The organism is Paraburkholderia atlantica (assembly GCF_000092885.1).
GTDB lineage: Bacteria > Pseudomonadota > Gammaproteobacteria > Burkholderiales > Burkholderiaceae > Paraburkholderia > Paraburkholderia atlantica.
Window position 1 is genome coordinate 2963564 of sequence record NC_014117.1, and the last position, 22043, is coordinate 2985606.

Annotated in this window: 21 protein-coding genes; 6 read left to right on the forward strand and 15 right to left on the reverse strand. The window is 66.2% G+C overall.

Annotated features, from left to right (window positions below; translation table 11 throughout):
- Positions 1 to 101: 101 nt before the first annotated feature.
- From BC1002_RS13320 to mpl, 15 genes are all read right to left on the reverse strand, one after another.
- Positions 102 to 1163, reverse strand: a complete 1062-nt coding sequence (locus BC1002_RS13320; protein WP_013090550.1) for an aldose 1-epimerase — start codon at positions 1161 to 1163, stop codon at positions 102 to 104.
- Positions 1164 to 1382: 219 nt separating this feature from the next.
- Positions 1383 to 2324, reverse strand: a complete 942-nt coding sequence (locus BC1002_RS13325; RefSeq protein ID WP_013090551.1) for an SMP-30/gluconolactonase/LRE family protein — start codon at positions 2322 to 2324, stop codon at positions 1383 to 1385.
- Complete coding sequence (locus BC1002_RS13330; protein ID WP_013090552.1) at positions 2321 to 3121, reverse strand: SDR family NAD(P)-dependent oxidoreductase; 801 nt, start codon at positions 3119 to 3121, stop codon at positions 2321 to 2323. The genes BC1002_RS13325 and BC1002_RS13330 overlap by 4 nt, the downstream gene beginning before the upstream one ends.
- Positions 3122 to 3162: 41 nt before the next feature.
- Positions 3163 to 4179, reverse strand: a complete 1017-nt coding sequence (gene araH / locus BC1002_RS13335) for an L-arabinose ABC transporter permease AraH (RefSeq protein ID WP_013090553.1) — start codon at positions 4177 to 4179, stop codon at positions 3163 to 3165.
- Positions 4180 to 4233: 54 nt separating this feature from the next.
- On the reverse strand, positions 4234 to 5796 hold the full coding sequence (gene araG / locus BC1002_RS13340; protein WP_013090554.1) for an L-arabinose ABC transporter ATP-binding protein AraG: 1563 nt from the start codon (positions 5794 to 5796) through the stop codon (positions 4234 to 4236).
- Positions 5797 to 5899: 103 nt separating this feature from the next.
- Entirely contained in the window at positions 5900 to 6898 is a 999-nt protein-coding gene (locus tag BC1002_RS13345; protein WP_013090555.1) for an arabinose ABC transporter substrate-binding protein, read from the reverse strand.
- A gap of 120 nt (positions 6899 to 7018) precedes the next feature.
- A complete protein-coding gene (locus BC1002_RS13350) occupies positions 7019 to 7801 on the reverse strand; it encodes an SDR family oxidoreductase (protein ID WP_013090556.1) in 783 nt (260 codons plus the stop codon).
- Positions 7798 to 8478, reverse strand: coding sequence for a 2-dehydro-3-deoxy-6-phosphogalactonate aldolase (locus BC1002_RS13355; RefSeq protein WP_013090557.1), 681 nt, complete (start codon positions 8476 to 8478; stop codon positions 7798 to 7800). The genes BC1002_RS13350 and BC1002_RS13355 overlap by 4 nt, the downstream gene beginning before the upstream one ends.
- Positions 8479 to 8523: 45 nt before the next feature.
- On the reverse strand, positions 8524 to 9639 hold the full coding sequence (locus BC1002_RS13360; RefSeq protein WP_013090558.1) for a 2-dehydro-3-deoxygalactonokinase: 1116 nt from the start codon (positions 9637 to 9639) through the stop codon (positions 8524 to 8526).
- On the reverse strand, positions 9636 to 10643 hold the full coding sequence (locus BC1002_RS13365; RefSeq protein WP_013090559.1) for an IclR family transcriptional regulator: 1008 nt from the start codon (positions 10641 to 10643) through the stop codon (positions 9636 to 9638). The genes BC1002_RS13360 and BC1002_RS13365 overlap by 4 nt, the downstream gene beginning before the upstream one ends.
- A 362-nt stretch (positions 10644 to 11005) precedes the next feature.
- Positions 11006 to 11740 (reverse strand): monofunctional biosynthetic peptidoglycan transglycosylase, encoded by a 735-nt coding sequence (gene mtgA, locus BC1002_RS13370; protein ID WP_013090560.1) that lies wholly within the window; start codon positions 11738 to 11740, stop codon positions 11006 to 11008.
- Positions 11741 to 11765: 25 nt separating this feature from the next.
- Positions 11766 to 12629, reverse strand: coding sequence for a shikimate dehydrogenase (aroE, locus tag BC1002_RS13375; protein WP_013090561.1), 864 nt, complete (start codon positions 12627 to 12629; stop codon positions 11766 to 11768).
- A complete protein-coding gene (locus BC1002_RS13380; RefSeq protein WP_013090562.1) occupies positions 12626 to 14764 on the reverse strand; it encodes a ribonuclease catalytic domain-containing protein in 2139 nt (712 codons plus the stop codon). The genes aroE and BC1002_RS13380 overlap by 4 nt, the downstream gene beginning before the upstream one ends.
- Before the next feature lie 218 nt (positions 14765 to 14982).
- Complete coding sequence (locus BC1002_RS13385; protein ID WP_013090563.1) at positions 14983 to 15597, reverse strand: YqiA/YcfP family alpha/beta fold hydrolase; 615 nt, start codon at positions 15595 to 15597, stop codon at positions 14983 to 14985.
- Entirely contained in the window at positions 15594 to 16988 is a 1395-nt protein-coding gene (mpl, locus tag BC1002_RS13390; RefSeq protein ID WP_013090564.1) for a UDP-N-acetylmuramate:L-alanyl-gamma-D-glutamyl-meso-diaminopimelate ligase, read from the reverse strand. The genes BC1002_RS13385 and mpl overlap by 4 nt, the downstream gene beginning before the upstream one ends.
- Before the next feature lie 189 nt (positions 16989 to 17177).
- Between mpl and BC1002_RS13395 the strand changes: the two genes are divergently transcribed.
- From BC1002_RS13395 to prmA, 6 genes are all read left to right on the forward strand, one after another.
- Positions 17178 to 17828, forward strand: coding sequence for a hypothetical protein (locus tag BC1002_RS13395; RefSeq protein ID WP_013090565.1), 651 nt, complete (start codon positions 17178 to 17180; stop codon positions 17826 to 17828).
- 19 nt (positions 17829 to 17847) lie between these two features.
- Positions 17848 to 18408: a TlpA family protein disulfide reductase gene (locus BC1002_RS13400; protein ID WP_013090566.1), complete on the forward strand. Its 561-nt coding sequence runs from the start codon at positions 17848 to 17850 to the stop codon at positions 18406 to 18408.
- 209 nt (positions 18409 to 18617) lie between these two features.
- Positions 18618 to 19073, forward strand: coding sequence for a type II 3-dehydroquinate dehydratase (aroQ, locus tag BC1002_RS13405; protein WP_013090567.1), 456 nt, complete (start codon positions 18618 to 18620; stop codon positions 19071 to 19073).
- Between the two features lie 76 nt (positions 19074 to 19149).
- Positions 19150 to 19617: an acetyl-CoA carboxylase biotin carboxyl carrier protein gene (gene accB / locus BC1002_RS13410; protein ID WP_013090568.1), complete on the forward strand. Its 468-nt coding sequence runs from the start codon at positions 19150 to 19152 to the stop codon at positions 19615 to 19617.
- A 116-nt stretch (positions 19618 to 19733) separates the two neighbouring features.
- Positions 19734 to 21098, forward strand: a complete 1365-nt coding sequence (accC, locus tag BC1002_RS13415; protein ID WP_013090569.1) for an acetyl-CoA carboxylase biotin carboxylase subunit — start codon at positions 19734 to 19736, stop codon at positions 21096 to 21098.
- A 3-nt stretch (positions 21099 to 21101) separates the two neighbouring features.
- Positions 21102 to 22004, forward strand: a complete 903-nt coding sequence (prmA, locus tag BC1002_RS13420; protein WP_013090570.1) for a 50S ribosomal protein L11 methyltransferase — start codon at positions 21102 to 21104, stop codon at positions 22002 to 22004.
- The last annotated feature ends 39 nt before the right edge of the window (positions 22005 to 22043 follow it).

The window sequence follows — 22043 nt, forward strand, 5'->3', positions numbered from 1 at the left end:
CGCGGCGAGCCGATAATCGGAGGAGGCGCGTATTTTACCCGTCCCACGATCGCCATCCGTCGATGGCGGTCACCGCGCGGCCCGCACCTCATTGACTGTGGCTACTGCCTGCGCCGCGCGCCACGCCCGCCCGGCATCGAGCGCAGCCCGGTCCGCTCGACCGTGAAGCGGAACGTACGCGTCAACCGCTCACCGCGTTTGAGCAGCGTCATGCCGTTTTCGCTCGCGCCGCCGGCCAGGTTCATCGCATTGATCGGATGATCGACCGGCTCGAAGCAGAAGAAGTCTTCGCCGGGCGGCGTGTACAGCACGTAGTAGTCGGTATCGGCAGCGATATTCAGCGACAGCCGGCGCTTCGGCCACACCACCGCCGCCTGACCGCTCCAGCCGGTGAACGCGTGATTGACGATCGTCTCCGGCAGCGGATACGCGACGCCGAACTGCCACGCGGGCGGCGCAGGCACATGGCGCACCGGCAGCCAGTCGTCGCCCGACAGCCACAGGCCGCCGGCCGCCGCCGACAACTCGGTGTCCTCATCGCGCACGAAGAACGGATGCACGCCGAGCCCGAACGGCAGCGTCTCGCGGCCAGCGTTTTCGATTTCGAGCGCGACGATGAGCGTCGGGCCGTCGAGCGTATAGTTTTGCGTCGCGCGGAACGCGTACGGCTTGCCGTCGCTGCGGTCAAGCGCGAGGCGCACGTGCTCGCGGCCCGCGTCGAGCACCTGCCACTGCGCGAGCCAGCCGTCGCCGTGAATCGGCAGCGGCTCGTCGGCGCGGTTGCGCGGCACCTCGACGCGCCGCCCGCCCACGCTGAAATGACCGCCGCCGATGCGGTTCGAGTACGGCAACAGCGGATAGCAGGCAAGCTGGTTCGGTTCCGTATCGACGCCGACTTCACTGCAGCGCCGGAAGATCGGCGTCAGCGCGCCGTCGTCGCGCCAGTCGAAGCGGGTCACGCCGCCGCCGAGCGTCGGCGCCACATCGAGACGCAATTGCGAGTTGGCGAGCGTGATGCACGCGACATCGCCGGCGCTGCCTTCGCCGAGCGCGACCGCCGACGTGCTCGGGCCCGCCAGCACCGGATTGGCCGCCGCGGCAAGCCGCGAGCGTCGCGTTTGAGAGGTTGGGGATGAGGCTGAAACGAGATTCGCAACAGTCATATCTGGCTCCATCGAGAGGCGTGGGACATTGCCGTCAGGGTTGACGGGAGTTGCGGGCGATTTTTTATGACCAGTTCGCCTCGAGTCCGAACTGCATGCTGCCGATTCATTGCCGGCCGGACGCGAGCGTGCCGCTCGCAGACCGAAACTGCTACATCGACTTCTGCTTCACCTTCAGGATCGCGGCCCGGCGCGCGGCCGGGGCTGCGTCATTCTGCGCTAGATAGGCGCGCCCTGGAACAGCGGCTCCGCAACACCACGCCGCGCGAGTGTGGCGACGAACAGGTCGCCCGCGAGCGTATCGGCCGCGCGCGCCGTCGCATCGAGCTCGGCGTAGGCGCTCGTGATGTACAGCGTGTCGAGCGCCGTCTCGCCCTGGGCGCTGCCCGCGGCCTTACCGAGCGCGGCACCGCCGATCGCGACGCAGCTCGGCTGCGTGGTCGGCACGTCGATGCGCTCGGTTTCCACGCCGTCGGGTCCGTAGCGCACCACGCGCGCGCCGCCCCACTGCGCGTTCCATAGGCCGCCGTCGCTGTCGACGGTCGAGCCGTCGGGGATGCCGTTCGCGTCGCTCAGCCGCGTGAACAGGCGATCGTTCGCGATGCTGCCATCGGCGCGATAGTCACACGCGCGGATTTCACGCGTCGGCGAATCGCAGTAGTACATCGTCGCGCCGTCGGGACTGAATGCGATGCTGTTCGAAATCGCCGGCGCTGGCAACGGTAAACGTTCGAGCGATAGATCGTGATTCAACCGATAGAAGCCGGCGACCGTCTGCCGTTGCCCGCTTTCGTCCTTGGTGCCGAACACGAAGCGCCCTTGCCGATCGCAGCGGCCATCGTTCACGCGCGTGTTCATGCCGGGTTCGACGTCGACGATCCGCTGCGTAGTGCCGGTCTGCAGATCGAAAAACGCCAGATGCGATGCGAGCCCGAGCAGCACGTAGCGCGGGTTTTCGCACAGCGCGAAGGTGGCGAGCCGCTCGGGCATGTCGAACGAATCGTTGCTGCCGTCGGCCGGATCGTAGCGCCACAGCCGCGCGCCTTCGATGTCGGTCCAGTAGAAACGGCCGCTGCGGGCGCACCAGGTCGCGCCTTCGCCGAGCTCGCACTGCGCGTCGAGCAGCAGCGTGGCCCGTTGCACGCGCGGGCTGCCGCTCACGCCCAGCCTCCGTCGACGACGATGTCTTGCGCGGTGATCATGCGGCTATCGTCGGCGGCGAGGAACAGCGCCATGCGCGCAAGGTCGGCCGGCATCAGCTCGGCGTCGATGCACTGGCCTTCCTTGATCTGGCGGCGGCCGTTGTCGTCGAGCCACAGGCGCAGCTGCTTCTCGGTCATCACCCAGCCCGGCACCAGCGTGTTGACGCGGATATTGAAGTGGCCGAGGTCGCGCGCGAGCCCGCGAGTCAGCCCCTGCACCGCCGACTTCGACATCACGTACACCGGATAGCCGCCGTTCTTCAGCATCCAGCTGATCGAGCCGAGGTTGATGATCGAGCCGCTACGCGCAGCCTTCATATCCTCCATCACGGCCTGCGCAGCGAAGAACTGGTGGCGGATGTTGACGGCGATGCCGGCGTCGAACGACTCGCGCGTCACGTCGGCGATCTGATGGCGCTTGTCGTTCGCCGCGTTGTTGATCAGCACCTGGATAGGACCCAGCGCCGCCTTCACGTCGGCGATCGCTTTTTGCAGCGCGTCGACATCGGTTAGATCGCAGGCCAGAAAGAGCGGCTTGTACTTCGAATCGCCGAGCTGGTCGGCGAGGGCTTCGCCCGCGTTCGCGTCGATATCGAAGAACGCGACGCGCGCGCCCTGCGCCGCGAAGTGCTCGACGAACGATGCGCCGATGCCGGTCGCGCCGCCCGTGATCAGCACCGTACGGTCGACGAGGCTCGGATAGCGCGCGTACGCGGTGTCAGCGAGACTGGCGTTTGCATTGGCCGGAGACGACATCGTTCGATTCCTTTATGAGCTTGGGATGAGGTGAAAGCGACTCAGTCGCGCGAGCCGCGGTTCTTCAACTGGTCGAGCAACACGGCCGCGAGCAGGATCGCGCCGCGTACCAGGTACTGATAGAACGCGTCGATGTTCAACAGGTTCATCACGTTCTCGACCGTGCCCATGATCAGCACGCCGATCACGACGCCCGAGATGGTTGCACGGCCGCCCAGCAGCGACACGCCGCCGAGCACGCACGCGGAGATCACGTTCAGCTCGAAGCCTTCGGCGGCGTTCGGCTGACCCGACGTGATACGCGACGCGAGAATCACGCCGGCAAGCGCGGTGACGGCGCCCTGGATCAGGAAGATGTAGACGCGCGTACGCTCCACGTTGATACCGGCCAGGCGCGACGCTTCCGGATTACCGCCGATCGCGAGCGTATTGCGGCCGTACACGGTCTGGTTCAGCATCACGCCGAACACGATGAAGCAGATCAGCGTGACCCAGATCGGCAGCGACACGCCGAAGAACGTCAGGCCGCCCAATGCGATGAAGGTATCCGACGATACGCCGACCGCCTGACCATGCGACACGATGAAGCCGAGGCCGCGGACGATTTCCATCGTCGCGAGCGTCGTGATCAGCGCGTTGATGCGCAGATAAGCGATCACCGCGCCGTTGACGAAACCGATCACCCCGCCCGCCGCGACCGCCGCGATGATCGCGATGACGGTGCTATTGGTCGCGTTGAGCACCATCGCGCACAGCACGCCGGCGAACGCGACGGTCGAGCCGACCGACAGGTCGAAGTCGCGCGACGCGAGGCAGAACATCATCGTGCACGCGACCATGCCGATCTGCGAGATCGACAGCGCGAGGCCGAGCATGTTCTCGATCGAGAAGAAATGATCGACGGTCAGCGACATCGTGACGAACATCACGATGAAGATCACGATCAGGCTGTACTCGGTGATCTGCTGCCACCACCTGGCCTTGTCGCTGGTCTGCGGAATCAGCGCGTCGGCCGCGCTCTTGGCGGCCTGCTGCGCGAGGTTTTCTCTGGCTTGCATGTTCAATACTCCTCCCCGTTCCCCACGGGTTGCGGACTCTCGTCCGGATAAGGTTCAGGCCGCGCGCGAGCCGCTCTGGTTGGCTGCGTTGGCATTCGTGTTCGAGTCACCAGGTAGCGCGGTCGAGCTTTGCGGCAGCGCGAGGCTCAGCACGGACTGCTCGGTCGCATCCTTGCGCGCGAGCTCGCCGGAAATGCGGCCCTGGCGCATCACGACGATCCGGTCGGACACGCCGAGCACTTCCGGCAATTCCGACGAAATCATCACGATCGCGCAGCCGCGCTCGGCGAGCTGATAGATCACGTTATAGATCTCGTGCTTCGCGCCGACGTCGATGCCGCGGGTCGGTTCGTCGAGAATCACGACCTTCAGATCGGGCTCGGCGAGCCAGCGCGACAGAATCGCCTTCTGCTGGTTGCCGCCCGACAGGAAGCGGATCTTCTGCCGGCGATGCGGCGTCTTGATCTTCAGCAGCTTGATAAAACGGTCGGCCGTCTGCGCCTCTTTCTTGCGATCGAGAAACACACCCGCGCGCAGATAGTGACGGCGGCAGCTGATGTTGATGTTCTCCGCGACGCTCGCCATCGCGACGATGCCCTCTTCCTTGCGATCCTCGGGGCACAGCACGATGCCGTGTTTGATCGCCTCGCCCGCGTTGCGCACCTTGATCGGCTTGCCGTCGAGCACGAGTTCGCCGCCCTTGCGATGCTCGGCGCCATACACCAGATGCATCAGCTCGCTGCGGCCGGCGCCGACGAGTCCGAAGAAACCGACGATCTCACCGCGCCGCACCTCGAAGCTGGCCGGCTGCGCGAGCGGATGACCTTCGATCGCCTTCGCCGCGAAACGCACTTCGCCGAGCGGCCGCGCCGTATAGCTATAGATGTCCGAAATTTCACGCCCGACCATCTCGCTGACGATCGTGTCGCGCGACACGCCTTCGAGCGTCGGATGCGACGCGACCTTGCGGCCGTCGCGGAAGATCGTGCACGCGTCGCACAGCTCGTAGATCTCGTCCATCCGATGCGAGATGTAGATCATCGCGCGGTTGTCGGCGCGCAGATCGCGCACCAGCTTGAACAGCACCTCGGTCTCGCGATGCGACAGCGAGCTGGTCGGCTCGTCGAGCGCGATCACGCGCGCGTTGCGCATCAGGGCCTTGCAGATTTCCACCATCTGCCGCTGCGCGATCGACAGCTTGCGCAGTTTCGCGTTCGGATCGAGCGCCACGCCCATCGCTTCGAGCCGCTCGCGCACGAAACGCTTCGCCTCGCGCTTGTTGACCCAGCCGAGCGCATTGGGCAACTGGCCGAGCAGCAGATTTTCCGCGACCGTGAGGTCCGGCACGTACTGCAGTTCCTGGTGAATCACCGCGATGCCGGCACCGATCGACGCGGCCGCGCTCGGAAAGCGCACCTCTTTGCCGTCAATCATCATGCGGCCCGAGTCGGGCTGATACTCGCCACCGAGAATTTTCAGCAGCGTCGATTTTCCCGCGCCGTTTTCGCCCATCAGGCCGTGCACCTGGCCGACGTTGACGTCGAAGGACACACCGTCGAGCGCACGCACGCCTGGAAAGACCTTGCCGATATTGTCAAAACGTAGCGTCGCTGACACTTCGCCTCCTCATCCCTCATTTGAACCCTACGCGCCGCCCTCCGCGCGATGCGGAAAGAGCGGCGCGCCAGCGGCGTACTTCAGGTCACCGCGAGACCCGCGATTACTTCGACGCGAGGCCCATCTTCTCGCGCACTTCGCCGACGTTGTCGCGCGTCGCCAGCATGCCGGTCGTCAGCGTCAGCAGCGGCGGCTCCTTGCCCTGCGTGATCCACGAGTACATCAGTTCCGAGGTTTCCTCGCCGTGGCGCTTCGGGCTGATGATCACGGTGCCGAAGAAGCCTGTCGGCTGCGGCTTCTTGAACTCGTTCAGCGCGGATTCCGAGCCGCCGATGCCGATGCCGATCATGTTGTCGGCCTTGAAGCCACGGCCTTCCGCCGCGCGCACCGCGCCGAGCACGCCTTCGTCGTTCAGCGCGTAAGCGACCCAGTGCTTGAACTGCGGGTTCTTAGTCAGCGCGATGTTGGCCGCGTTGAACGCGTTTTCCGTGTCGGTCTTTGCCTGCGGCGCGGTGATCACGTTCGCTTTCGGGAAGCCCGCGGCGATCAGCGCGTCGGTCGCGCCGGTGGTACGGTCATGCGCGGTCGGCAGCTGTTCGTAGGTTACGTCGATCGCGCCGACGTCCTTCATGTCCCAGCCGCGCTTCTTGATTTCAGCCGCGATGCCGTCGCCGACCTGCTTGCCGATGTTATACGCCGAGATGCCCATATGCGGCACCGCTTCGATCGGCTTGCCCGCGCCGTCGACGAGGCGGTCGTCGACCGTCATCATCTTCAGGCCGTCGGCCTTCGCCTTCGCGACGATGCCCGGCCCGAGCTTGACGTCGGGCGTGCAGATCACGAAGCCCTGCGCCTTCTGCGCGGCGAGGTTATCGATTGCGCTCATCACCTTCTCGCCCGACGGCGCGCCGATCTTCACGAGCGTGAAACCCTTCTCCTTGGCGGCGATCTCGGCGAACTTCCATTCGTCCTGGAACCACGGCTCTTCCGGCTGCTTCACGAGGAAGCCGATCTTGACCGTATCGGCAGCCTGTACGACCGGCGCGTTGAAGAGCACACCCGTCGCCGCCGCTGCCAGCGTGAGGAAAATTCTGCGTTTCATGATGCGTGTCTCCTGACTAATTGATAACGAGAAGGTAATCGGCCGCGTCTTCTAATACCGGTCCTGACACACGCGGCCAGCGCGTCGTCCGGTGTTCTGTGCGTCTTTGGCGATGCGAATTCAGTCGTGATACAGCGCCGAGCGGCCACCATCGACGGTGATGCAGCTCGCGTTGATGAACGGCGCCTCGTCCGATGCGAGGAACACCGCGGTCATCGCCACTTCCTCCGGGCGGCCGATGCGCTTCATCGGTTGCAGATCGAGCGTCGCCTGCCTGGCGGTGGCCGGATCGGGCTGCTCGTTCCACCAGTCGTGCGTCAGCTGCGTCTCGATGTAGCCCGGCGCGATCGCGTTCACGCGCACGTTGCGCGGCGCGTACTCGATGCCGAGCGCGCGCGTGAGGCCGATCACGCCATGCTTCGCGACCGGATACGGGAAGCAGCCCGGAATGATCTTGAACGCGTGCGTCGACGCGATGTTGACGATGCTGCCCGAGCCGCGCTCGACCATGCCCGGCAGCACCGCGCGACAGCCGTTCCACACGCCGTCGAGATCGACCGCGAAGCAGCGCCGCCAGTCGGCGTCGGTCATCGTCAGCGGATCGCAGAACACGTTGATGCCCGCGTTGTTGACGAGGATGTCGAGCGCGCCGAACGCGCGCTCGCCTTCGCTGACCGCATGCCGTACCGACGCGGGTTGCGTCACGTCGGTCTGCACCGCGAGCACGCGGGCGCCGGCGCCGACTTCCGCCTCGATCCGCGCGGCCGTGCGCTGTGCGGTATCGACGTCGAGTTCCGCCAGCACGACCGCCGCGCCCTCGCGCGCGAATGCGAGCGCGATCGCGGCGCCGATGCCGCGCCCGGCACCGGTCACGAGAGCAGCTTTGCCGGCGAGCCGGTTCATTTCTTCACGCCCGCGCGGGCGATTCGCAGACCGTTGATGAACGCCTTCGCGTGCGACGCGGTCACCGCCGCGCTCTGGCCCGGCTTGTACAGCGCCGAGCCGAGGCCGAAACCGTTGGCGCCGGCGCTCAGGAACGGGCCCATGTTGTCCGGCGTGATGCCGCCGACCGGCACGAGCGGCACCTGCGCGGCAATCACCGCACGCCATGCCTTGACGACCTGGCAGCCGAGCTGCTCGGCGGGGAACATCTTCAGCACGTCGGCGCCGTTCTTCAGCGCGATGAACGCTTCGGTCGGCGTCGCGACGCCGGGCGCGCAAGCGAGGCCGCGCGCCTTCGCCGCGATCACGACTTCCGGATCGCTGTGCGGCATCACGACGAGCTCGCCGCCCGCCGACTTCACGTCGTCGACGTACAGCGGATGCAGCACCGTGCCCGCGCCGACGATCGCGTCGGCCGGCAGCACCTTGCGGATCGCGGAGATGCTGTCGAACGGCTGCGGCGAATTGAGCGGTACTTCGACGATGCGAAAACCCGCTTCGTACAGGGCTTGACCGTGATCGGCCGCGTCGGCGGGCGTGACGCCGCGCATGATCGCGATCAGCGGACAGGCTTCGAACGCGGCGATCAGACCCGCGTGCGGCATGTACTGTCCGGGCAGATTGATGTGTGGTTGCATGTCGGTTCCTTGTTTCGTGAGCGTCGTAAAGGGCTCTGCCGCCGGTCAGCCCGCGCGCGCCGCCTGGGCGGACGGCCGGACGAGCCCCGCCTCAACGGCAACGCGCCACAGGCCGCGTTCGGTCGCGTGCCTGACCGGCTCCGCGCGCAGACAGCCGAATTGCGCGAGCGCGAGGCGGTAGCGCTCGCACAGCGCGTCGTTGCCGATCAGCCGCAGACTCTGCTGCGCGAGCGAGCTGCCTTGCTGAGCGAGTACCGCTTCGAGGCCTGCCAGTTCGTGTCCGATCAGCAGGCCCGACAGATAGTCGGGCTGTGCCTCGCTCGACAGCGCGCCGGTCAGGCCGAGCGTGCGAGTGCTGAACACGGTCGCGAGCACGCCAGCCTGACCTTTCTCGCGCGCGATGTTCACACCGCGCAAGAATGCTTCGGTATCCGGCCGATCGGGCGTGACCATCGTGCGGCCGAGAATCGTGTGCTCGCGCAGCGCGGCGAACACCTCGCCGGTCATGAAAGTATGAAAACGCTCGATGCGCTCCGCCTGCACGAGCGCCCATTTCGCGTGGGTGCCGGGCAGGCCGATCAGTGAGCGGGCGTTGCTGTCGACGGCGCTCGCGTCTTGCGCGCCGTCCGCGTCCGCGCTGAGTGCGCCGACAATCTGCGTCTCCTCGCCGCGCATCACGTTCGGCAGCTCTCCGCGCTGCAGCACGCCCGGCACGATGTGCAGCGTCGCGCCGCGCGCGGTCTGCACGCGGACGATGCCGGCCACCAGCGCATCGGCGTTCGCCGGTGTCTCGACATACGGCGCTTCGAGCCAGCCCTGCGCGCTGCCCACCATTCCCGCCGCAATCACCGGCACACCGCGCGCGTGGTCGAGCCATGCGCCGCAGGCGTCGTCGAACGCGGCGTCGAAGCCGCCCTCGGCCGCGCTGCGCGGCAGATTCATGATGCCGGCCGTCGATGCGCGCGTCGCCAGCACGCGACCGTGCGCGTCGAACAGATAGGCGCGCAGCGACGTCGTGCCCCAGTCGAGCGCGATCAGTGCGGCGTGCGTGAAATCGTCGGCGGCGGCATCCGTGCCGTCGGTCGCCTCCGACTTCACGCCCGCGTTGGGCGCGGCGGGCGCCTGGTGGTTCGCCAGCGTGGCAGTGCCCGCTTGTTTCATCGCTTGATCCTGCGCGTGGCCGGTTGCGGTGCGCGCCAACCGAGTTCTTCCGAGATCGCGCGTGCCTCGCGCTGCACGACCGGAATCAGTTCGTCCATCCGTTCGAGCGGCATATAGGGAATCGTGCTCGCCACCGACAACGCCGCGACGATCGCGCCCGACGCATCGCGCACCGGCGCCGCGACGCAACGGATCGACGCTTCGTTCTCTTCCAGATCGAATGTGTAGCCGCCGGCCGCGTAGTTCGTCATGCGCTGCAGGAAGGTCGGCGCGTCGGGGCGGTTGTCGGGCTTGAAGCTGACGCCCGCGAGCGCGCGGCGCGACGCGTCGAACAGCGACTGCCATGCGCCCGGCGCGAGGTCGAGCATCATCGCCTTGCCGATGCCGGTCGACGCGAGCGGCATCCGATGGCCGACGCGCGAGCGCATTTCAAGGCCGCGCGTGCCGGGGATCTTGTCGATGTACAGCACGTCGTCGCCGTCGCGCACACCGAGGTGGATCGTGTCGAGCGTCTGCTCGGCAAGCGACTGCAGGTGCGGACGTGCGACGGCCGTCAGCGGCATCTGTTCGAGCGCGATCGTGCCGAGCTCGATCAGCTTCGGCCCGAGCAGATAGCCGCCCTGCACCTGACGCAGATAGCGCGCCTGCACGAGGCTGCTGACGAGACGATGCGTGGTGCTGCGGGTCGTGCCGAGCGCGGCGCCGAAGCTGCGCAGGTCTCGCACGCCGGCCGCGGCGGCCTCGAGAATTGCGAGACCGCGCAGCAACGTCTGCGTGCCGGCCTGCTGCGGCGTAATTTCCAGCAGCGTGACCGGCAGCCCGAGGCCGTCGACGGTCGCCGCGCGCTGCACCGGGCGCGACGCCCTCGCGGTAGCGGACGCACTGGCGGCGACATTGGCGGTGGCCTCGCGCGGCGCGGGATTCGCGGCGCTGTCCGGCTCGCCGGTCGACCCCGGCGCCACCTCGGCCGGGCTGGCTCCGTGAGTGTGCATCGCTTTAATCATGGCGATTCGCTTTCGGATGGTTTCTGCGCTTAGCGCGCGGGGCACGAGAACAGGGCGGGAATGCGTGCGGCGCCGCGCTCGCGCGGCTGCTGTGGTCGGCTGCCAGACATGTTGGCCTCGTCTCCGGTTTTTTCTGTCGCGGCTCGCTGTTTCGGCGCGCTGGAGCGCCTACGTGCGATGGATGTTGGCTTGGATTGTAGGGCGACTTTTGAGAATCACCAATATGTGAATGTTGAGTCCAGATAATGAGATTTTAGTTGGCGAGCCGGTGTTTAGCGGAACGCCGTGGCGCTGCGAAAACACGTAAAAAAGCCCGCGCGAGGCGGGCTTCGGAACGGGATAAATAGGGAAAGCGTGCGCTTTCAGTCCGGCAATTCGGCCGCGCCCATTCGCCGCGCGATCACGCGCGCGCGTTGCGTCAGATACGCGGAATTCCGGTGTTCGTCGAAATATTTGGGGCGCGGCAGCATCACCGCGAGCCGCGCCGACTGCGCGGGCGTGAGCTTGCTCGCCGAGGTCTTGAAGTAGTACTGCGCGGCCGCCTCGGCGCCGTACACGCCATTGCCCCATTCGACCGAATTCAGATAGATCTCGAAGATGCGCTGCTTGTCCATCAGCGTTTCGAGCATCCACGTGATGATCAGCTCCTGGCCCTTGCGGATATAGCTTTTCTCGCGCGACAGGAACAGATTGCGTGCAAGCTGTTGTGAGATCGTCGAGCCGCCGCGCACGATCCGGCCTTGAGCCTTGTTGCGCTCCCATGCCTGCAGCATCGCGTCGGTTTCATAGCCCTTGTTGGTGACGAAGTTCGCGTCTTCGGACGCGATGATCGCGCGCTTCAGGTTGCGCGAAATCTGGTCGTACGGCACCCATGTGCGCTGTACCGACAGATCCGGCCGGTCCTGCGCCAGACGCCACGCGTCCGAGCGCATGAACGCGGTCGAGCGCGGATTGACGACGTTCCAGATCGCGATCTGCGCGAAGTAGTACGCCTGCGTCGCGAGCCAGGCGATGGCCACGACCGCGATCAGCCAGGCGAGCCAGCGCAGCGGGCCGGCCTGGCCGCGCGAACCGCTGGCGCGCCGCGTCGCTGTCATGGTGCGTGCTGTCCGCGCGCTGACGTTATGCGGGCGACCGCGCCGTCAGCAGCGCGCGCAACTCGGCGAGCACCGGCGCGCCGTCGGGGCGCACACCGCGCCACACATAGAACGATTCGGCGGCCTGCTCGACCAGCATGCCGAGGCCATCGGCGCCACGCGCTCCGAGCTTTGCCGCGTGCTGCATGAAGACGGTCGGATGCGCGCTGTACATCATGTCGTAAGCCAGCGTGCCGTTGCCGAACGCGCAGTCGTCGCACTCGGGCAGCGACGCATCGAGGCTGCCCGCGGTCGCGTTGACGATCACGTCGTACTGCCCCGCTTCGATCGCGCGGGCGCTGCCGCCGCTCAGACGGCAGTGCGCGTCGCCGGCAGCCTGCGCGAACTGGTCGACCAGCGCCTCCGCTTTCTGCGCCGTGCGATTGACGATCGTCAGCGTATGCGGCGCGCGGTCGAGCATCGGCAGCACCACACCGCGCGCGGCCCCGCCTGCGCCGAGCAACAGGATGCGCGCGCCTTTCAGCGACACACCGAGGTTCACCTCGATGTCGCGCACGAGGCCGAAGCCATCCGTGTTATCGCCATAGATGCCGTCCGCGTCGACCCTCAGCGTGTTCACCGCGCCGGCCGCCGCCGCACGCGGCGACAGCGTGTTCGCGAACGCATGCGCGTCGAGCTTGAACGGCACCGTCACGTTCAGCCCGCGCCCGCCCGCCTCGATGAACGCGCGCACGTGCGGCACGAACGCGTCGACCGGCGCGAGAAGATGACCGTACTCGACCGGCTCGCCGGTTTGCGCGGCGAAGCGGCCGTGGATGAACGGCGACTTGCTATGTCCGACCGGATTGCCGATGACCGCGTAGCGGTCTCGCGTTGGGTTGCCGCTCATCGTCCCGGCTCCGTGATGTGTTGGTCGTTGTCGGCGGTGTTCGCGGCGTCGTTGTCGTTGCCGTTGCCGCCTGCCGCGGATTCGCCGGCGCCGGGGTTGTCGTTCGGATTGCCGCCGTCGGCTTCGGCCTCCGCCTCCGCTTCGCTTTCGGCGCTGTCGTCCGCGGCGTCGAGCAATTCTTCGTCGCCCTCGTCCTCGCCTTCTTCGGCTTCGGCGCCGCTCGTCACGGTCGGCGCATCGAGCACGTGCAACAAACGCACCGACGCTTCGATCGTCAGTTCATCGATCGACATCACTTCCAGTTGCAAGCGCGTGCCGCGCGCATGCACGCCGAGACCCGGCACGTGCAGCAGCAGCGGAATTTCCTCGAGCCGCACGAGATCGCCCTTCACGACCGACGCGACGACCTGCTTGCGGTTTTCCTGCGTGAGCCAGCGCAGACACCAGAAGTACTCCATGCGGCGCTGGTAGTCGGCATATGCGGTGTAGGTGTCGTCGAAGCCCTGCACGACCGCGAACAGATCGGCGTCCTTCGGCTTGAACGGCGCGGCGAGCTTGGCGGTCACGCCATGCTGCACGCATGCGATCAGCTGCCACTGGTTCACGAGGTCGACGTAGCGGCGCAGCGGCGACGTGCTCCACGCGTATTGCGACACGCCGAGCCCTTCGTGCGGTGCGGCGTTGGTCTGCATGCGCGTGCGCTTCGGGCCGCTCGGCGCGCCGAACGCGCGCTGCGTGCGATAGATGCCCGGCACGCCGTGATCGTGCAGGAACGCGCCCCACGACGAGTTCGCGAGAATCGCCAGTTCGGCGACGATCGTGTCGAGCGGCGAACCGCGCCGGCGTGGCGTGATCGTGATGTGCTCGCCGTCGACGTAGAAATTGAAGTCGGTATTGCGCTGCACTTCACGGCGCAGGCCGTAGCCGGCGCGCGCGGTCTGGCGCTTTTCGAACAGAGCCTGCGCGAATGGCCACAGCACGGCGATATCGTCCTTGTGCGGATACTCGCCGGTGCCCTCGGCGAGCGCCTCCTCGGTGACGACTTCGTCGAGCGTGTTGTGGCGCAGATTGTTCTTCACGAACACGCGCTCTGCGCGCGTTTCGCTCGCGACGATCTCCTGCGTCTCGCGATTGACGATCACATACAGCGACAGCGCCGGCCGATACCCGCCCTCGGCGAGCGTGAAGGTGTCGACGACGCTGTCGGGCAGCATCGTGATCTTGTCGCCGGGCATGTAGACCGTCGACAAACGCGCACGCGCGATTGCATCGACGTCGTCGCCGCGCTGGATGCCGAGCGCCGGCGCGGCGATGTGCACGCCGATCCGCACGCGGCCGTCGGCCAGATGCTCGACCGAGAACGCGTCGTCGATTTCGGTGGTGGTGATGTCGTCGATCGAGAACGCTTCGACGTCGGCCTGCGGGAGATCGTCCGGTACGTTCGCGGCCGCGACGGACGGGAAGCCGGTGCCGTGCGGAAAGTACTCGGACAGGAATTTCGCTTCGTGCAGCGCGCGCGGCGACGCGATCGCGCCGCATTCGAGCATCAGCCGCGCCTGCGAGATGCCGCGCGCGGCCGCGGCACCTTCGAGCGCCTTGTACTCGATCGTGTTCTTGTCGGGCTTCGTCAGGAGCGCGAGGCCCTTGCCGCCCGCGAACGCTTCCGGCAGACGGCCTGCCTTCAGTTCTTCCTCGTACTGCGCCTGCACGAGCGCCTGCTGGCGCTTGCGCTCGAGGCCCGCGAGCGCCATCTTCAGCTGCTCTTGCGGCGCGCGCTGGTACATGCCGCGGCCCTTGCGCCGGAAGTACACCGGCGAACCGTGCATGCGCAGCACCAGCGCCGCGCGCTCGATCGCGCCGAAGCTCGCGCCGAAGTACTCGGCGCCCAGCGTCGCGAACGGGAATTCATCGTCCGGTGCGCATTCCCACAGGAAGTCCAGATCGATTTCCTGCGCCAACGCGTCGGCCTGCTGCATCAGTTCGGCCGCGGTGGGCTTCTCGAACTCGATCAGCACATCCTTGGCGCGCACCTTCGCGCGCCGCCCGCCCGGCAACTCGACCTGAAACGCGTCACCCTGACGCGACAATACGCTGCCGGCCTTGAAACTGCCCGATTCCTCGAAGAAAACGTTCACTCAATACTCTCGTTCTGACTTGCATCTGCCGGCGCGCCCGACGCCCTGTGGCGATCGATCACTGCATGCGCGGCACGGCAACCTGTTCGTGATAGTGAATCCGCGGCGCGCACTGCGCGTGCCAGCGGGTTGAATCTTGCGACCAGCGGCGGCGGCTGTCGGTGTGTCTTTCCGGCTGTTGTCCTTGTGGCGATCGGTGCCGCCGCCCTTGCGCGCCGTCAGGCCGCCGCGCGCGGCGCCGGCGGCTCGACGTGTTCGGCGTCGCAGAAGGCCAGCACGTCGTCGAGATACTGCGCGAACTCGCTGATCGCGTGGTCACTGCCCTCGATCAGCGTGGTGCGCGCGCCCGGATAGTGCGCGAGCATTTCGCGGTAGTCGAGCACTTCGTCGCCGGTGGCTGCCATCAAATAATAGCGTTCGGGCCGCGTGATCGACGCCACGCCGAGCGCGCGCAATTCATCCAGATGATGCGGCTCGACGACGATGCTGCCGCCGCCATGCCACAACGGCTGCTCGCCGAGATAGGCGCTCAGGTCACGCTGCGGCACGACCGCCGGGTTCAGCAGCACGGCCGGCCAGCCGTGCTTCTCGGCCAGATGCGTGGCGAAGTAGCCGCCGAGCGAACTGCCGATTACGGTCACCTGCCCTGCATCGCCGTTCGCGCGCGCGTCGGCGACCAGCGATTCGGCGAGCGCCACGGTTTCGAACGGCGACACCGGCAGCATCGGGCAGCACCATTCGTCGGCGCGGCCCAGCTCGGCGAGACGCGTCGCGAGCAGACGCGCCTTGAACGAATTCGGCGACGAACGGAAACCGTGCAGATACAGAATCACGACGCGCCTCGCGTCGAAAGACCGTCGAGCAACTTCTGATGCACGCCGCCGAAGCCGCCATTGCTCATCACCAGAATCTGATCGCCGGGACGCGCCGCGTGGACCACCGCCTTCACGAGCGCGTCGAGGTTGTCGAACGCCTGAGCCTTGCCGTCGAGCGGCGCGAGCGCTTCGCCGAGGTTCCACCCGAGCGCGTCGCGCCCGCTCGGCGCGCCGTAGCCGAACACGAGGTCGGCGTCGGCGAGGCTTGCCGGTAGTTGCGCTTTCATCACGCCGAGCTTCATCGTGTTCGAGCGCGGTTCGAGCACCGCGAGAATTCGCGTGTTGTCGCGGCCGACGCGCGCGCGCAGTCCGGCCACCGTCGTCTCGATCGCGGTGGGGTGATGAGCGAAGTCGTCGTATACGGTCACGCCGTCGACACTGCCCCGCACTTCCATGCGACGCTTGACGTTGCGGAAGCTCGACAGCGATTTCGCGGCCTGCGCGGGCGGCACGCCGATATGGCGCGCGGCGGCGATCGCGGCGAGCGCGTTCATGCGGTTATGTTCGCCCTGCACCTGCCAGTCGACCACGCCGACGCGCTCGCCGTTGCGATAGACGGCAAAGCGTTCGTCGACGGGCACGCCCTGCTCCGCCGGCTGGATCTCCCAGCCACCCTGCACCCCGAAGCGCTCGACCTCGCTCCAGCAGCCGCGCGTCAGCACGCGCTCGAGCGCGTCCTCGCGGCCGTTCGTGACGACGCGGCCAAGGCGCGGCACTGTACGGATCAGATGGTGGAACTGCGTTTCGATCGCAGCGAGATCGGGGAAGATGTCGGCGTGATCGAATTCGAGATTGTTCAGCACCGCCGTTTTCGGGCGGTAATGGACGAACTTCGAGCGTTTGTCGAAGAATGCGGTGTCGTATTCGTCGGCTTCGATCACGAAGAAGCTCGAATCGGTGAGCCGCGCCGACACGCCGAAGTTCAGCGGCACACCGCCGATCAGGAAACCCGGATTCAGGCCCGCGTCTTCGAGCAGCCAGGTCAGCATCGAGCTCGTGGTGGTCTTGCCGTGCGTGCCGGCCACGGCCAGCACCCATTTGCCGTTCAGCACGTGCTCGCCGAGCCACTGCGGACCGGACACGTACGGCAGGCCGCGGTCCAGAATCGCTTCCATCAGCGGGTTGCCGCGCGTGACCACGTTGCCGATCACGAACAGATCCGCGTTCAGGCCGTTCAGCTGTTCCGCGTCGTAACCCTCGATCAGACGGATGCCTTGCGCCTCGAGCTGCGTGCTCATCGGCGGATAGACGCCGGCGTCGCAGCCGGTCACCGTGTGGCCCGCATTGCGCGCGAGCACCGCGAGTCCGCCCATGAAGGTGCCGCAGATGCCGAGGATGTGGATATGCATAAGCCTGTCGTGCCGCGGGGGCGTTTTTTTGCGAGGGATGGGAGGCCGCAGGACGGCCGGAAACGACCGTCTGCAAAGGACGCCTATTGTAACCGACGCAGCGCGCGCCGCCCCTGCGGGCCACGCCAGGCGCCGCCCCGTCCGGGCCGCCCAACCGCGTCGCCAGGCCCGATCTAGTATGATGCAGGGATGGTCCGCAAATCATATTTCGATCCGCAACGCGTGCGCGAGGAAATCGCGATCGCGGCTGCGCGCATGATTGCCGAGGACGGTCTGGACTACGCCAGCGCGAAGCGCAAGGCGGCCCGGCAGGTCGTCGGCGAGACCCGTGTTGCCGGCGAATGGCTGCCGGATAACGACCAGATCGAAGAAGAAATCCGCGAATATCAGTCGCTGTTCCAGGGCGACAGCCAGCCGGCCCTCTTGCGGCGGCTGCGTGTGATCGCGATCGACTGGATGGAGCGGCTCGCGCCGTTCAATCCGTATCTGACGGGCGCAGTGCTCGGCGGCACGGCCGGCGAACACTCGGACGTGCATCTGCAGGTGTTTTGCGACAACCCGAAGGAAGTCGCGATCTACATGCTGAATGCGAACATCCAGTACGACGTGTCGGAAACGCGGCATTTCGCGGGACGTGGCTATGTTGAGACGCTGAGCTTTCTGTGGCGTCCCGCGGACGATCGCAACGCCGAGCCGGTCGGCATCCACGTCGCGCTGTACGAAACCGACGACCTGCGCGGCGCGGTGCGCGCCGACGCGCGCGGCCGCACCGCGCGGGCGAACTTGCAGGCGGTGCAGGCGCTGCTCGACGGCGACCAGGTGCCGTCCTTCACCAATTGACCAGATAGAACGGAGCACGATGAACACAAGACGTATGCTGGCGGGCGCGGCCGTCGCGCTGGTCGCTGCAGGCGGCGGCGTGCTGGCCAATCACTGGCTCAATCGCGGTACCGACGTCGCGTACGCGGCCCAAGGCGGGTCACAGCCCGACACTCATGCGAGCCCCGTCCAGCAGCTGTGGAGCGCGCCGGTCACGAATGTCGACGGCAAGCCGCAGTCGCTGAGCCTGCTCAAGGGCCACCCGATCGTCGTCAACTTCTGGGCGTCGTGGTGCGCTCCGTGCGTCGAGGAAATGCCGGCGCTGTCGCAAATCCAACGCGAGTACGCGAAGAAAGGCATCCAGTTCGTCGGTCTCGGCGTCGACTCGGAAAAGAACATCCAGACCTTCCTGCAGAAGGTCAAGGTCGCGTACCCCATCTACATCACCGGCTTCGGCGGCGCGGACCTCGCGCGCGCCTTCGGCAACACCGCCGGCGGTTTGCCGTTTACCGTCGTGATCGACGCAAAAGGCAACATCCGCTCCACAAAATTGGGCCAGATCGACCCCGCAGCCCTGCGCCAGACGCTCGATACGCTGTAAATTCCCCCGATTTCCGACGCTGCGCTTTTTGGCATCCGATTCCGTGCAGAACGAGTAAAAATGCATGGATAATCCCCGAATTTGAGTGAAGTTGGGCTCACGGCTGTGCGGCGGCCCGCCTCGGCCGTCGCCGCGTACGCGCGCGAAACTAGACAAGTTTCTCTAATCAGCGCTAAAGTGCGCGCAATTCCACGGAAAAAGAAGCGACCATGACGCGCCTGCTGGTACTGCACGGACCCAACCTCAACCTTCTCGGCACCCGGGAACCCGAGGTCTACGGTCGCGTGACCCTGCCGCAGATCGATCAGGCGCTGACAGACCGTGCAACCGATGCAGGCGTCGAACTCGCGTCGTTCCAGAGCAACCACGAAGGCGCGTTGGTCGACCGTATTCAGGCGGCCCGCACCGAGCAAACCGATTTCATCCTGATCAATCCCGCCGCGTACACGCACACGAGCGTGGCCATCCGGGACGCACTAGCGGGGGTCGGCATCCCGTTCGTCGAGATTCATCTGTCGAACGTGCATCGCCGGGAACCGTTCAGGCATCACTCGTATTTCTCCGACCAGGCAGAGGGCGTAATTTGCGGCCTCGGCTGGAAGGGGTATCTGTACGCGCTCGAATTCGCGCTCGACCGGCTCGCCGCCGGCACGCCGCGCGGCTGAATCCAAACACGTCCAATTTGAGCCGGCTACTGCACTTGCACACGCCGGCACACTACGCATTGAAAGGGGCACCCTGATGGATCTACGTAAACTCAAAACTCTGATCGACCTTGTCTCGGAGTCCGGTATTTCCGAACTCGAAGTGACCGAGGGCGAAGGCAAAGTCCGCATCGTCAAGAATGCGCCGCCGGTTTACGTCCAACCTTCCGCCTCGTACGCTGCACCGCAATTCCCGCAAGCCGCGCCGGCAGCAGTCGAAGCGCCGGCCGCCGCCAACGCGCCGGCCACGCCGGCAGCCGCCGCGCCGCAGGGTCACGTCGTCACCTCGCCGATGGTCGGCACGTTCTACCGCGCGCCGTCGCCGGGTGCCGATCCGTTCGTGCAGGTCGGCGACACGGTCAAGGAAGGCCAGACCATCTGCATCATCGAAGCGATGAAGCTGCTCAACGAGATCGAGTCGGACAAGTCCGGCGTGGTCAAGGAAATCCTCGTCGAAAACGGCCAGGCGGTCGAGTACGGCCAACCGCTGTTCGTGGTCGGCTAACGCGGCACGCACCAATCGCCGCCCGCGCGCCGCTCGTCCCGAGGCGCGCGACCGATCCCATGCGGCAGCCAGCGTCGTGACCGACCCGGCGCCCATTGATGAGTCGAAAACCCGCTATGTTTGAAAAAATCCTCATTGCCAATCGTGGCGAGATCGCGCTTCGTATCCAGCGCGCCTGCCGCGAGCTCGGCGTCAAGACGGTCGTCGTCTATTCGGAAGCCGACAAGGAAGCCAAGTACGTGAAGCTCGCCGACGAGGCGGTCTGCATCGGCCCGGCACCGTCGAATCTGAGCTATCTGAACATGCCCGCGCTGATCAGCGCGGCCGAAGTCACCGACGCCGAAGCGATCCACCCCGGCTACGGCTTCCTGTCGGAGAACGCCGACTTCGCCGAGCGCGTCGAGCAGTCCGGCTTCACCTTCATCGGCCCGCGTCCGGAAACGATCCGCATGATGGGCGACAAGGTCACGGCCAAGCAGACCATGATCAAGACCGGCGTGCCCTGCGTGCCGGGTTCGGAAGGCGCTCTGCCGGACGATCCGAAGGAGATCGTGAAGATTGCCCGCCAGATCGGCTATCCGGTCATCATCAAGGCGGCCGGCGGCGGCGGCGGCCGCGGCATGCGCGTGGTGCACACGGAAGCGGCGCTCGTGAACGCGGTCAACATGACCCGCGAGGAAGCCGGCCGCGCGTTCGGCAACCCGCAGGTCTACATGGAGAAATTCCTCGAGAACCCGCGGCACATCGAAATCCAGGTGTTGGCCGACTCGTTCAAGAACGCCGTGTGGCTCGGCGAGCGCGACTGCTCGATGCAGCGCCGTCACCAGAAGGTGATCGAGGAAGCGCCGGCGCCGGGCATCGCGCGCCGTCTGATCGACCGGATCGGCGATCGTTGCGCGGATGCGTGCAAGAAGATGGGCTATCTCGGCGCGGGCACCTTCGAGTTCCTGTATGAAAACGGCGAGTTCTACTTCATCGAGATGAACACGCGCGTGCAAGTCGAGCATCCCGTGACCGAACTGATCACCGGTGTCGACATCGTGCAGGAACAGATCCGCATCGCGGCCGGCGAGAAGCTCGCGTTCCGTCAGCGCGACATCCAGTTCCGCGGCCATGCGATCGAATGCCGGATCAACGCCGAAGATCCGTTCAAGTTCACGCCGTCGCCGGGACGCCTGACGTCGTGGCATATGCCGGGCGGTCCTGGCATCCGCGTCGATTCGCACGCCTACAATGGTTATTTCGTGCCGCCGAACTATGATTCGATGATCGGCAAGCTGATCGCTTACGGTGCCACGCGCGAACAGGCGATCAGCCGGATGCGCATCGCGTTGTCGGAAATGGTGGTCGAAGGCATTCAGACCAACATCCCGCTGCACCGCGAGCTGATGCTCGACGCGAAGTTCGTCGAAGGCGGCACCAGCATCCACTACCTCGAAAACCGGTTGGCCGCGCGTCAGCAGGTCGCAGAAGAAGCGTAAGTCATGAGCTATCGGGAACTGGTCGCGGAACTGGCGCGCGAGCACGCTGAGGAGTTGTCCGACGCGCTGCTCGAACTGGGCGCGCTGTCGGTGTCGGTCGAAGACGCCGACGCCGACACGCCCGACGAGCAGCCGCTGTTCGGCGAGCCCGGTCTCACGCCGGATCGCACGGCGTGGCAGCATTCGCGCGTGATCGCACTGCTCGCGCCGGAGCATGATCCGGCCGTGCTGCTGACCGCCGCGGCCAACGAAATCGGACTCGAAACCGCGCCGACATATACCGTGCGCGAGGTCGAGGAGCAGGACTGGGTGCGGCTCACGCAGTCGCAGTTCGATCCGATCCAGATCGGCGAGCGCATCTGGGTCGTGCCGTCGTGGCACGATGCGCCCGACCCCGACGCACTCGTGCTCGAACTCGATCCGGGCCTCGCGTTCGGCACCGGCAGCCATCCCACCACGCGTCTGTGCATGGAGTGGATCGAGCAGTCGATCAAGCCCGGCCAGTCCGTGCTCGACTACGGCTGCGGCTCGGGCATCCTCGCGATTCTCGCGAAGAAGTGCGGCGCCGATCCGGTGATCGGCATCGACATCGATCCGCAGGCGGTCGAATCGGCGCGTCACAATAGCGAGCGCAATCACGCCGACGTGACCTACGGCCTGCCTGATGCCTGTCCGGCCGGCGAATTCGATGTCGTGGTCGCGAACATCCTGTCGAATCCGCTGAAGCTGATGGCGTCGATGCTGTCGTCGAAGGTGAAGCCGGGCGGTCGCATCGCGCTGTCGGGCATTCTCGCGCGCCAGGCCGACGAAGTCGCGCAGGTCTACGCGCGCTGGATCGATATCAGCGTGTGGCGCGAACATGAAGGTTGGGTGTGCCTCGCCGGAACGCGTCGCGAAAGCAATTAGAATAAGGCGTATTGTCAACCTAACGGCCTCTGGCTCAAC